This is a genomic window from uncultured Roseovarius sp. (genome assembly GCF_947489715.1).
Taxonomy (GTDB): Bacteria; Pseudomonadota; Alphaproteobacteria; order Rhodobacterales; family Rhodobacteraceae; genus Roseovarius.
In genome coordinates this window covers 1,154,166-1,166,047 of record NZ_CANLER010000001.1, presented here as the reverse complement: position 1 = coordinate 1,166,047, position 11,882 = coordinate 1,154,166, and the positions used below count along the sequence as shown (strand labels likewise).

9 protein-coding genes are annotated in these 11,882 nt (G+C 59.9%); 7 read left to right on the top strand and 2 right to left on the bottom strand.

What is annotated here, in order from left to right; translation table 11 throughout:
• Positions 1 to 192 precede the first annotated feature (192 nt).
• Positions 193 to 1,959, bottom strand: a complete 1,767-nt coding sequence (locus tag Q1B27_RS05615; protein WP_299844795.1) for a trypsin-like peptidase domain-containing protein — start codon at positions 1,957 to 1,959, stop codon at positions 193 to 195.
• A gap of 166 nt (positions 1,960 to 2,125) precedes the next feature.
• Between Q1B27_RS05615 and Q1B27_RS05610 the strand changes: the two genes are divergently transcribed.
• From Q1B27_RS05610 to Q1B27_RS05585, 6 genes are all read left to right on the top strand, one after another.
• Positions 2,126 to 3,055: a glycine--tRNA ligase subunit alpha gene (locus Q1B27_RS05610; RefSeq protein WP_299844793.1), complete on the top strand. Its 930-nt coding sequence runs from the start codon at positions 2,126 to 2,128 to the stop codon at positions 3,053 to 3,055.
• Positions 3,052 to 3,579, top strand: a complete 528-nt coding sequence (locus tag Q1B27_RS05605; protein ID WP_299844791.1) for a DUF6446 family protein — start codon at positions 3,052 to 3,054, stop codon at positions 3,577 to 3,579. The genes Q1B27_RS05610 and Q1B27_RS05605 overlap by 4 nt, the downstream gene beginning before the upstream one ends.
• A gap of 5 nt (positions 3,580 to 3,584) precedes the next feature.
• Positions 3,585 to 5,882: a glycine--tRNA ligase subunit beta gene (gene glyS, locus Q1B27_RS05600; protein WP_299844789.1), complete on the top strand. Its 2,298-nt coding sequence runs from the start codon at positions 3,585 to 3,587 to the stop codon at positions 5,880 to 5,882.
• Between the two features lie 70 nt (positions 5,883 to 5,952).
• On the top strand, positions 5,953 to 8,526 hold the full coding sequence (locus Q1B27_RS05595) for a putative PEP-binding protein (RefSeq protein WP_299844786.1): 2,574 nt from the start codon (positions 5,953 to 5,955) through the stop codon (positions 8,524 to 8,526).
• Between the two features lie 168 nt (positions 8,527 to 8,694).
• A complete protein-coding gene (locus Q1B27_RS05590) occupies positions 8,695 to 9,303 on the top strand; it encodes a cell wall hydrolase (protein ID WP_299844783.1) in 609 nt (202 codons plus the stop codon).
• A gap of 119 nt (positions 9,304 to 9,422) precedes the next feature.
• Complete coding sequence (locus tag Q1B27_RS05585; RefSeq protein ID WP_299844780.1) at positions 9,423 to 9,920, top strand: DUF2244 domain-containing protein; 498 nt, start codon at positions 9,423 to 9,425, stop codon at positions 9,918 to 9,920.
• A gap of 118 nt (positions 9,921 to 10,038) precedes the next feature.
• Here Q1B27_RS05585 and Q1B27_RS05580 read toward each other — a convergent pair whose 3' ends face one another.
• Positions 10,039 to 10,509 carry a GatB/YqeY domain-containing protein gene (locus tag Q1B27_RS05580; RefSeq protein WP_299844907.1) on the bottom strand — a complete coding sequence of 157 codons (471 nt, stop codon included), beginning with the start codon at positions 10,507 to 10,509 and terminating at the stop codon, positions 10,039 to 10,041.
• 185 nt (positions 10,510 to 10,694) lie between these two features.
• Between Q1B27_RS05580 and carA the strand changes: the two genes are divergently transcribed.
• A complete protein-coding gene (gene carA, locus Q1B27_RS05575) occupies positions 10,695 to 11,840 on the top strand; it encodes a glutamine-hydrolyzing carbamoyl-phosphate synthase small subunit (RefSeq protein WP_299844777.1) in 1,146 nt (381 codons plus the stop codon).
• Positions 11,841 to 11,882: the final 42 nt, after the last annotated feature.

The window sequence follows — 11,882 nt, the reverse complement described above, 5'->3', positions numbered from 1 at the left end:
AATGAGTAAGGCAATAGCCAATGAGCAATCAGCCGAAGCTGACGTTGATAGAAAATCAAGGGAAGCCCGCTATGTCCCGCAGAGCGTCGATTGCGATCAACACCGTAGAGTGGGTGAAACCCATACGTTCTAAAGAACTGAAAAGGGTAGGCGCTGCTGGTACCGGTTGTTGGATCAGCGACGAAACGCTGTTCACTCCCAGCAGCTGACCAATACTGTCATGTCCGACGCGTTACGGGTCAGCACTTCGGGGGCGACGTCGCCGGTTCCTGAAATGGCTGTTGCCGCTATACCTGCCGCGTCCAGCACCTCTTGTACCGCCTCCGCATCCGCAGCAAAGCTGACGCCTTCGGGCAGTTTCCGCCCGCCCGCCGGTTCGGGCAGCAGCATTCCCAGAACCGCGCCGCCGGCGTCGATCACCGGTCCGCCGGCGTCGCCCGAAAGCGGTGCCAGGGCCAGACGTTTCATCTGTTCTTCGCCGTTCAGACCGCGCAGATCGGCCAGTTGGCCGAAGGTCAGCGTCGGCGCGCCCAGAATACCACCATAGGAATATCCCGCCACCGCGACGACCGATTGCAATCGCGGCGTGCCGCTTTGGAACCGTGCGACCGAGATCGGGGCCAGATCTTCTTGTGGGCGCAGCACGGCAACGCCAAGGGCCGTGTTGCTGATCGCAACCTCTGCATCATAATCCTGGTCGATCGTGATCCGTCCACAGCTTTCGACCACATCCGTGGTTGTCACCACCGTGCCGTCATTGTCTACGAAAAAACCTGACCGTGTCAGGCGCGGTTTGCGTACTTCTAGCCCGGCGATCAGATCAATGCTCTGGTCTTCGGTCGACCCGGCAGCGGGGTCCAATACACCGCCCAGCCGGTTGAAACTGGCCTGCATCTCTGCCAGCAGACGAGTGCGCCTCTCTTCGTCTCCGGCAGGCCAGATCAGCGTGAAACCCTTGATCTTGCCATCCTCCAGCCAGGCCTGCGTGTGCGAGATCATCAGCGCCCCTTCACCGATCAGCGTAAAGCTGTCCTGCTCCAGATTGCGCGGCCCGGTCTCAGGGACGATTTCAAGCGTCTGCATGATATCGTAAAGACCGATCAGTGTGTTTTCATCCCCCTCCTGCGAGATCAGCAAGACCCTCGCATCAACGTCACCGGTGGAGTTGAAATGGGCAAACGGAGGTTCGTATCTGGTGAATTCGACGACACCCATCGGCAGTTTCATCTCGATGCCCATGGTTTCGTCGCGCACATATTTCAGATCCAGCCCTTCAAGTACCGCATTATACTGACGGAAAAGCTCGGCCCTCTGATTGGTCGTCAACACGCCCGTGGGGTCATAATTGTTGGCTTCCTGCCAGCGCTCCATAGAGGCGCGGGTGCCACGGCCAAAGGCGGCATCGATCCGGCCCTCGTAAACCCCGGCCCATTTCAGCGCCACCTGCAACTCGGCGCGCTCCTCGCGGCTCAGCAGGCGTTCGCTGGCGCGCGCTTCGCGCAGGGTTTCGTCTGCTGGCGCAGGTTCGATCACCGGGTCGGGCATCGTATCCGGCTCGGCGATGGTGATCTGTGGGTCGGGATCAGGGGCCGCCTCAGGGGCTGTTAGGGCAGGGCGGTTCAGCACATTCGCCCCCACGGGCCAGAATTGCTGCCCGTAATCGGAACTGCGCGCGATATAGCTGTCACGCGGGATCACACGTTCAAAGCGATAGACCTCCAGCACACGTTCGGCATCCTCAGGTGTATATGGCCCAAGGGCAATCGCGTACCAGCCGCCGCGAATGGTGAAACCACTCACATCCTGCAACTCTGCCGCGTAACGCCGGATACTGGCCTGCGCCCGCGCCAGACTGGGCTGCGCCTCGATCTGTACCCAGGCCAGGTTCTGACCTTGTGAAAATGCTGCCGGCACCGCCAGACCTATGGCGAAAACTACCGCGATAAAAATGCGCGTCATAACCTACTCTTGTCCTTGCCCGGAACGTCCTGTTTTCCTCACTGACAGAGTTTTACCAAATCTACCAGCAGACGCACCCAAAATATGCACATTCGCGCAATTGACCCTTCTGCGCCGGGACCGTAGGTAAGGGCGGCAATTTCAGGGGAAAACCCAAGGGGCAGCCATGTCTGGGACCACCGACAAACCACGCAGTTTTCAGGAAATCATCCTGAGGCTTCAATCCTATTGGGCCGGCAAAGGTTGCGCCGTGATGCAGCCCTACGACATGGAGGTCGGTGCCGGTACCTTCCATCCCGCGACAACCCTGCGCTCGCTGGGCTCCAAACCCTGGGCCGCGGCCTATGTCCAGCCCTCACGCCGCCCCACCGACGGGCGGTACGGCGAAAACCCCAATCGGTTGCAGCATTACTATCAGTATCAGGTGCTGATCAAACCCAGCCCGCCCGATCTGCAAGAGCTTTATCTTGGCTCGCTCCGCGCCATCGGCATCGACATGGAGATGCATGATATCCGCTTTGTCGAGGATGACTGGGAAAGCCCCACCCTGGGCGCCTGGGGCTTGGGTTGGGAGGTCTGGTGCGACGGTATGGAAGTCAGCCAATTCACCTATTTCCAGCAGGTCGGCGGACATGATTGCCACCCGGTCTCGGGTGAGCTGACCTATGGGCTGGAACGTCTGGCGATGTATGTGCTTGGCATCGACCACGTGATGGACATGCCCTTCAACGACCCTGACGCGCCGATTGCCCTCAAATACGGCGATGTCTTCCGTCAGACCGAGCAGGAATATTCGCGCTGGAATTTCGACGTCGCCAATACCGAGGTGCTGCTCAGGCATTTCGAAGAGGCAGAGGCTGAGTGCAAGGCCATACTTGAACAGGACCATAACGATCCGAAAACCGGCAAGCGCATCATAATGGCCCATCCTGCCTATGATCAGTGCATCAAGGCCAGCCACATCTTCAATCTGCTGGATGCGCGTGGCGTGATCTCGGTCACCGAACGCCAGGCCTATATTGGCCGCGTCCGTGCGCTGGCCAAACAATGCGCCGACGCCTTCGTTCAGACCGATGCCGGGGGCGCCGCAGCGTGACCGGAAAAATCCTAGCGGGGGCGATCTTGATTACAGCCTTGGTGGCCGGAGCGGCCATGTATTACCTTCAGGTGTATCATTTCTATGATGAGGTCGCAGCGACCGGCACCGATGACGTGCAGATGGTCTCGCTGGTCACGGGCCAGTCCGAGCCGGTGCTTTACGAGGGTTTTCAGGCCATCGACGCCACCAGCTCACCCATTCGCTATCGCGCCTGCTTCACCACCAGCATGAGCACCGCGATGTTGACCGAAACCTACGAGCTTTATGAGGCCGCCGAACCTCTGACCGCGCCCGACTGGTTCGAGTGTTTCGATGCAGAAGCCCTGGGGGCCGAGCTTGAGGCCGGCACCGCACTGGCCTTTCTTGGCCAGAAGGATGTCCAGTATGGCATCGACCGGGTCGTTGCCATCACCGACGATGGCCGCGGCTATGCTTGGCACCAGATCAATGAATGCGGCGAGGTCGTCTTTGACGGCAACCGCGCCCCTGAAAACTGCCCCGAACCACCAAATGGGTACTGACCGATATGCCTGATCTTCTGATCGAACTCTTCTCCGAGGAAATTCCCGCCCGCATGCAATCGCGCGCGGCGGCGGACCTGCAATCGCGCATGACCGATGGTCTGGTCGAGGCCGGCCTGACCTATGCAGGGGTCGCCGCGTTTTCCACACCACGCCGCCTGACGCTGACGGTCCAGGGCCTCTTGGCAGAAAGCCCCACGGTCAAGGAAGAACGCAAAGGTCCCCGCACCGACGCGCCGGAAAAGGCGATCGAAGGGTTTCTGCGCGGGGCCGGGGTCTCCCGCGACGATCTTGAAGTGCGCGCCGAGAAGAAGGGCGAGGTCTATTTTGCCACCATCACCAAACCCGGTCGGCACGCTTCGGACATCGTGGCCGAGGTGCTGGAGCAGGTAATCCGCAACTTTCCCTGGCCTAAATCCATGCGCTGGGGCGCGGGCAGTCTGCGATGGGTTCGCCCGCTTCATTCGATCCTCTGCATTCTCACCGATGACGCTGGTGAGGTACAGACCGTCCCGCTTGAGATCGACACGCTGATCGCGGGCAACACCACCCGGGGTCACCGTTTTCTTGCACCCAACACCGTCGCTGTCACCAGTTTCGATGACTATCAGTCAAAACTCAAACGCGCGCATGTGGTGCTTGATGCTACCGAACGCGCCGATCACATCTGGCAAGACGCCACAAATCAGGCTTTCGCCGCCGGGCTGGAGGTGGTTGAGGACAAGGGACTGTTGGCTGAGGTTGCAGGACTTGTCGAATGGCCCGTGGTTCTGATGGGGACGATTGACGCTGAATTCCTCGACCTGCCGCCCGAAGTGCTGCAAACCAGCATGCGCGAGCATCAGAAATTCTTCTCGGTCAAGAACCCCAAGACCGGCAAGATTGAGCGCTTCATCACCGTCGCCAACACCCAGACCGCCGATCATGGCGCGACCATTCTGGCGGGCAACCAGAAGGTGCTTTCGGCCCGGCTGGCCGATGCCAAATTCTTCTGGGAGAATGATCTGCGCGTGGCCAAATCGGGGATGGAGACATGGACCGACAGCCTCGCCAACGTCACCTTCCACAACAAACTGGGCTCTCAGGCTGAGCGCATCGACCGCATCGCCGCACTTGCCCGTGAGATCGCACCCGTGGTCGGGGCCGACGCCGATCTGGCGCAGCAGGCTGCCCGCGTCGCCAAGGCCGATCTGAGTTCCGAGATGGTCTATGAATTCCCCGAACTTCAGGGCCTCATGGGCCGCTATTATGCCGACGCGGCCGACCTGCCCAACGATTTGGGGCAGGCCAGCGAAGAACATTATTCGCCGTTGGGCCCGTCCGATGTTGTTCCCACCGCGCCGGTTTCAGTCGCCGTGGCTTTGGCAGACAAACTTGATGTTCTAACCGGTTTCTGGGCCATCGACGAAAAGCCAACCGGCTCGAAAGACCCGTTTGCCCTGCGCCGTGCCGCCCTTGGCGCCACTCGCCTGATCCTGGAAAACAATCTGACCCTGCCCTTGACGCCGGTTCTTGCCCGCAATGTCCAGAACGCGCAGGCCGCAGCACAACGCCATTGGCTTGATGCTGCGCGCGATAACAACAGCCATCAGGGTGGCGTTTTGGCCAACTGGATCCGGGGGCGCTCGGACCCGGTGCCCGCAGACCCCGCAAGTTTCCTGGGCAAGATCAAAGAGGTCGCTGAATCGCTCAAGGGCGATAACCATGCGCCGGAAGAAGTCACGCAGATTATCTACCAGGATCTCGGCATCACCACCGCGGATGCTAGCATGGTGGCGACGGACCTGCTGTCTTTCTTCCATGATCGTCTCAAGGTCTATCTGCGTGACAAGGGTATCCGTCACGATGTGATCGACGCCTGCATCACGATGACGGGAAATGACGATCTGGCCCTGCTGGTCAAACGCGCCACCGCGCTCAGTGATTTCCTCAAGACCGAGGATGGCGAGAACCTTCTCCAAGGCTTCAAACGCGCCAACAACATCCTCACGCAGGCGGAAGAGAAGGACGGCGTCGAATACTCCTATGGCGCGGATGCGAAATTTGCCGAGACGGACGTGGAAAAAGCGCTGTTCAAGGCCCTCGACACCGGCGAACCGGCGATCACAACTGCGCTCAAATCCGAGGATTTTGCCGGGGCGATGGCTGCGATGGCCGCCCTGCGCGCGCCGATTGATGCCTTTTTCGAGGGTGTCCAGGTCAATACAGAAAACGACATCATTCGCCGCAACCGATTGAACCTGCTGTCCCGCATCCGGCAAATCTGCCTGCAAGCCGCCGATCTGACCCGGATCGAAGGGTAGGCGCGGGGCAGGGTGCCGCCGGGGTAACTCTGGCTGATTTGTGGGGCTTGCCTTGTGCGGCATCCGGCTTATGCTGCACCGAAGCAGAAAAGGTGCCGCAGTGCAGCAAAACGACCCGGATATCACCCTGATCACGCCAGACGCGCCGATGGCGGCCGAAACCCATGGCGGCCGGGCTAAATGTCTGCAACGTCTGGCGCGGCTTGAACTGCCGGTGCCGCGAGCGGTGGCGCTCTCTTTCAACGCGGTGCATGGTATCGCATCAGGCGATATGCCCGATATGCTGGCCCTGCTGGCCCATTTTGATAGAGCGCCGCTGCTTTGTGTGCGGCCATCCTCGGAAAGCCCGGATTGGGGCGGTCCCGGTGCCGTTCTCAACATCGGCATGAACGATACGCTCTACCGCCAGCTCTGCGAAAGCATCGGCAAAGAACCCGCCGCCACGCTCTATCTGCGCTTCATCCAGTCCTACGCCATTCACGTGGCCCGGCTCGACCCCGATATGTTCGATGATGTCTCCGAGGATCCGGTCAGGGGTCTCAGGCAATCTTTGCACGCCTATGCCGAAGAAACCGACGAAGAGTTCCCGCAAGACGCCGCCACTCAATTGGCCGAGGTGCTGCGCTCGATGGCCCGCGCCTGGGAAGGCACGACCGCCCGGCTGCTCCGTCAGGCCAAGGGGGCGCCCGCCGATGCCGGACTGGGCCTTGTGGTGCAGTCGCTGGCACTTGGGCTGGGCGCGGGCGAATGCGGCTCGGGCGTGATGCAACTGGTTAACAGTGAAACCGGCGTGCGCCAGATTACCGGGCGTTACCTGTCGCAATCCCAGGGGCGCGAGGCGCTGACCGCCAATGGCGATGCCATCTACCTGACCCGTGATCCGCGAGGCCCCTCGCTTGAGGATCAGTGCCCCGATGCGTTCGAAGAATTGCGCAAGCATACCGACCTGATGCGCACCAAGCTGCGCGAGGAAATGCAGGCCGAATTCACCATCGAGAACGGCAAGGTCTACCTGCTGGATGGCGTTCGTGTAGCGCGTAACGCCCGTGCCGCCGTGGCCATCGCCGTGGCGCTTGCCGATGACGGTATCATCCTGCGCGAAGAGGCGTTGATGCGGGTCGAACCGCGCGCGCTCAATGAACTTCTGCACCGGCAGGTCGATCCCGAGGCCGACCGTGACGTGCTGGCCCGGGGCATCGCCGCCAGCCCGGGGGCCGCCGCCGGTGCCATCGTCTTTTCCGCGACCGAGGCACAGGCCTATGACGCACGGGGCGAGGCTTGCATCCTGGTGCGCCGCGAAACCAGTTCCGAAGATGTGCGCGGCATGCATGCCGCCGTCGGCGTGCTGACCGAACGCGGGGGCATCACCAGCCACGCCGCTGTGATCGGGCGCGGCATCGGCCTGCCCTGCGTTGTAGGGGCCTCGGATATCCGCTTTCAACCACGCAAGAAACAACTGACCTTCCCCGATGGGCGGATCGTGAAAGAAGGTGAGACCCTTACCCTGAACGGCACCGACGGCGAGGTTCTGGCAGGCGAAACGCCGCTCTTGGAATCCGCCCGCGACGACGCGCTGAAAAAACTGATGACCTGGGCCGACGATATCCGCGACATCTCGGTACGGGCCAATGCCGATACGCCCGCTGACGCCGATCTGGCCCATAGCTTCAAGGCGCAGGGCATCGGCCTTTGCCGGACCGAGCATATGTTCTTCGAAGAAGATCGTCTGACAGTCATGCGCGAGATGATCTTTGCCGACACAAGCGCCGACCGGGCCGCAGCGCTCGAATTGCTGCTGCCGATGCAACGTGCCGACTTTATCGAGCTTTTCCGCATCATGCGGGGCAAACCGGTCTGCATCCGTCTGTTTGACCCGCCCTTGCACGAATTCCTGCCCACAGATCGCACGGGGCACCTGCAACTGGCCGAGGCGCTTGATTTGCCGCTTTCGACCGTGACCCGCCGGGTCGAGGCCTTGGGTGAATACAATCCCATGCTGGGCATGCGCGGGGTGCGTCTGGGTATTACCGTGCCCGAGATTTACGACATGCAGGCCCGTGCAATCTTTGAGGCCGCGGTCGAGGCCAGTCAGAAAGGCCCCGATCCGATCGTGCCCGAAATCATGATCCCGCTGGTTTCAGCCCGGCGGGAGGTCGAGATCGTCAAGACCCGGATCGATTCCGCCGCCGCCGCCGTGCGCAATGAGACCGGCGAGGATTTCACCTACCGCTTGGGCGTCATGGTCGAAACCCCGCGTGCTGCCCTGCGCGCCGCCGAAATCGCGCCGCTGGTGTCCTTCCTCAGCTTCGGCACCAATGACCTGACCCAGATGACCTATGGGCTGTCGCGCGATGACGCGGGCCGGTTTATGTCGGATTATGTGCGCCAGGGCGTCTACCCCGAAGATCCGTTCCATACGCTTGATGTCGATGGGGTGGGAGAGCTGTTGCAGATCGGCGCAGATCGTGCCCGCGCGGCCAATCCGGATGTGGTCATGTCGATCTGTGGGGAACATGGCGGTAACCCCGAATCAATCGCATTTTGCCGTGCAGCAGGATTTGACTATGTATCCTGCTCTCCGTTCCGGGTTCCGGTGGCGCGACTTGCTGCCGCACAGCTTGCGGTCCATAGCAAGATCGGGTAGCGAACGGGCAATCCCGCGCAACATCGGCCACATTTTGGCCACAAAACCTTTCCGAAAATTTCTCGGCACGAAACCGGGCCCTGTGTCGGGGTGGACGCAGGCCTAAGATTTCGTTAATTGCCCCGGATGCTTATGGGCGTAAAGCCTAAAGTGCACGGAGAGAAGTCAATGTTTAGAATTCTTTTAGCCTTTTTTATGGCATCTGCGACCGCCGCGTCGGCCGAAGCCCCAACCAATGAGTTGGAGCAGAAAGCGCATGCCAATGGAAATCTTTATTCCGAAACACGCCTTGCCACTTATGTTTATGTTGAAGACACTAAAATCGGGTATTCCCGCGAATGGCTGGATGCACAACCTGCCGTCAAAGGCGGCGATGAATGGGCCTGCCTCGCCGAAGCGCTGTACTTCGAAGCGCGCGGTGAAAGCGTGAAGGGTCAGTTTGCCGTGGCAGAGGTGATCCTGAACCGCGTCGACAGCCCGCGCTTCCCCGATACCGTCTGTGACGTGATCAATCAGGGCACAGGCCGCAAATACCAGTGTCAGTTCACCTATACTTGCGATGGTTTCAAGGAAATCATCAACGAACCGCGTGCCTTCAAACGGGTCGGCAAGGTCGCGAAAATGATGGTCAGCGGCGCACCGCGCAAACTGACCGATGGTGCCACCTTCTATCACACCCGCGCCGTCAACCCGCGCTGGTCGCGCAAGTTCACCCGCACCACGTCGATCGGACAGCACCATTTCTATCGTCCGCCGACGCGCGTTACCCTGAACTGATCTGACACACGCCAGAACCTAGGGGTTAAGGCCCGATGATTTACGTGTTCGCAAGAAATTGCGGACACGTTTCGTTTGGCCGCACTTCCTTCAGCGACGGACTGCGCTAAGATAGAGTTATGCCCTACGAATGGACCACACATTCCGATCCGGTGCCGCAGACGTGTCTGACGCTCTGGCCGCACCGGTCGTTACCCCGACGTGGATTTGCCGCGTTCATTCTGGGCACATTCACCCTGATTACCATCCCGCTATACCCCCTGTTGGGCACTGTTGTGCTCTGGGGTCTCTTGCCATTCCTGCTTTTGGCGGTGGCGGGGCTGTGGTGGGCGCTGGAAAAATCCTACCGCGATGCCCGTCTGCACGAAGAGCTGACAATCGGCGAAACTCAGGTCCATCTGGTGCGGACCAATCCCAAGGGCGATCGGCAGGAATGGGATTGCAACCGGTATTGGACGCGCCTTCTGATGCATCCCACTGGTGGGCCGGTCGATCATTATCTGACGCTTAAGGGCAGTGACCGCGAGGTCGAGATCGGATCGTTCCTGTCCGAAGAGGAGCGTGTGGCGCTCTTCGGTGAACTCACCGACGCATTGCGCCCGGCAGAGGCCTCTTGACAGGTCGGGCTGCGCATCCGGACACCAATGATGGAAAACGTACGCAATCAGCGTACGACACGTACGCTTTGTACGTATTGCTGTTCTTTCCTGAAAACGTGTCCGGGGGCGTCGAAGCTTACGCGCTGCTCGCGCAGAGCTTCTCTTTGACCTTTGGTCCCACCGCACCAAAATCCATCTGGCCGGTGTAACTTTCCTTGAGCGTGCCCATGATCTTGCCCATGTCCCGGATCGAACTTGCGCCGATGTCGCTGATGGCTTTTTCGATCGCCGCGTCGACTTCCTCGTCATCCATCTGGCGCGGCAGGAATTCCTCGATCACCGTGATCTCATTCCGTTCCCGCTCCGCCAGATCCAAACGTCCGCCTTCTTCGTAGGCACTGGCACTTTCCTTGCGCTGCTTGGTCATTTTCCCAAGGATTGCAAGGATTTCCGCATCTCCGATCTGTGTGTCGCCATCTGCTCCGCGCAGGGCAATCTCCTGATCCTTGATCGCGGCGTTGATCAGCCGCAGCGTCGTAAGACGGTCGGCCGCCTTGTCCTTCATGGCCTGTTTCAGGGCCGAGTTGACGCGTTCGCGCATGTCCATACCGTTCCATCCCCATGGTTGGTCATAAGTCATTCACCCTATCGAAATCCGAGAAAAGAGGCAACCACCTGTCACCTAACGTTACCCCTTATTTTATTGGCTTTATCCAATGTATCTTGGCTCTTGACCCGCGCCGGGCACCCCCTTAGTTTCGCGACAATTTGCACATCCGGAGATTCCCTATCATGGCGCATGCCCCGCAGCCTCACCCGACCGCTTGTCTGGCCCTCGCGGACGGGACGTTATTCTTTGGTCGCGGCTTTGGCGCGACGGGCGAAACCACCGCGGAACTCTGTTTCAACACCGCCATGACTGGCTACCAGGAGATTATGACCGACCCATCCTATGCCGGTCAGATCGTCACTTTCACCTTTCCCCATATCGGCAATACCGGCGTCAACGCCGAAGATGACGAGACCGCCGATCCGGTTGCGGCAGGGATGGTGGTAAAATGGGACCCGACCGAGCCAAGTAGCTGGCGTGCAACGCAAAATCTGTCTGAATGGCTGGCGGGCCGCGGCCGGATCGCCATCGGTGGGGTGGATACACGTCGCCTGACCCGCGCCATCCGGCATCAGGGCGCGCCACATGTGGCCTTGGCCCATGACCCTGACGGCAATTTCGATGCTGCCGGATTGGTTGAAAAAGCACGCAGCTTTGTCGGTCTGGAAGGCATGGATTTGGCCAAACAGGTTACCTGCGCGCAATCCTATCGTTGGGATGAAATGCGGTGGGCCTGGCCCGAGGGTTACACCCGTCAGGAGAGTCCCAAACACAAGGTGGTAGCGGTGGACTATGGTGCAAAACGCAACATCCTGCGTTGCCTTGCCAGTGCTGGATGCGAAGTGACGGTATTGCCCGCTACGGCAACGGCTGAGGATGTTCTGGCCCACGCGCCCGACGGTGTGTTTCTTTCAAACGGTCCTGGCGATCCGGCGGCAACCGGCGAATATGCTGTGCCGATGATCAAGGGCGTGTTGGACAAGGACATACCAGTTTTTGGCATTTGCCTTGGTCATCAGATGCTGGCACTGGCGCTTGGGGCCAAGACGATCAAGATGAACCACGGCCATCACGGGGCCAATCACCCGGTGAAGGAGGTCGAGACCGGCAAGGTCGAGATCACGTCGATGAATCATGGGTTTGCCGTCGATAGTCAGACCCTGCCAGATGATGTGGTCGAGACCCATGTGTCACTGTTTGATGGATCGAATTGTGGAATTCGGATGCGCGACCGCCCGGTTTTTTCGGTCCAGCACCACCCCGAAGCCAGCCCCGGACCACAGGACAGCTTTTACCTTTTTGAACGGTTTGCTGCATCTATGAACTGAGTTTTCCGAAAATTTTTAAGGTTCGGTTAACTTATTGTTTAC

Excerpts from the sequence above, each read along its gene's own strand:
- Q1B27_RS05595 (WP_299844786.1), top strand. The coding sequence starts at position 5,953 with ATGCTGCACCGAAGCAGAAAAGGTGCCGCAGTGCAGCAAAACGACCCG.
- Q1B27_RS05610 (WP_299844793.1), top strand. The coding sequence starts at position 2,126 with ATGTCTGGGACCACCGACAAACCACGCAGTTTTCAGGAAATCATCCTG.
- Q1B27_RS05615 (WP_299844795.1), bottom strand. The coding sequence starts at position 1,959 with ATGACGCGCATTTTTATCGCGGTAGTTTTCGCCATAGGTCTGGCGGTG.
- Q1B27_RS05585 (WP_299844780.1), top strand. The coding sequence starts at position 9,423 with ATGCCCTACGAATGGACCACACATTCCGATCCGGTGCCGCAGACGTGT.
- carA (WP_299844777.1), top strand. The coding sequence starts at position 10,695 with ATGGCGCATGCCCCGCAGCCTCACCCGACCGCTTGTCTGGCCCTCGCG.
- glyS (WP_299844789.1), top strand. The coding sequence starts at position 3,585 with ATGCCTGATCTTCTGATCGAACTCTTCTCCGAGGAAATTCCCGCCCGC.
- Q1B27_RS05590 (WP_299844783.1), top strand. The coding sequence starts at position 8,695 with ATGTTTAGAATTCTTTTAGCCTTTTTTATGGCATCTGCGACCGCCGCG.
- Q1B27_RS05580 (WP_299844907.1), bottom strand. The coding sequence starts at position 10,509 with ATGGACATGCGCGAACGCGTCAACTCGGCCCTGAAACAGGCCATGAAG.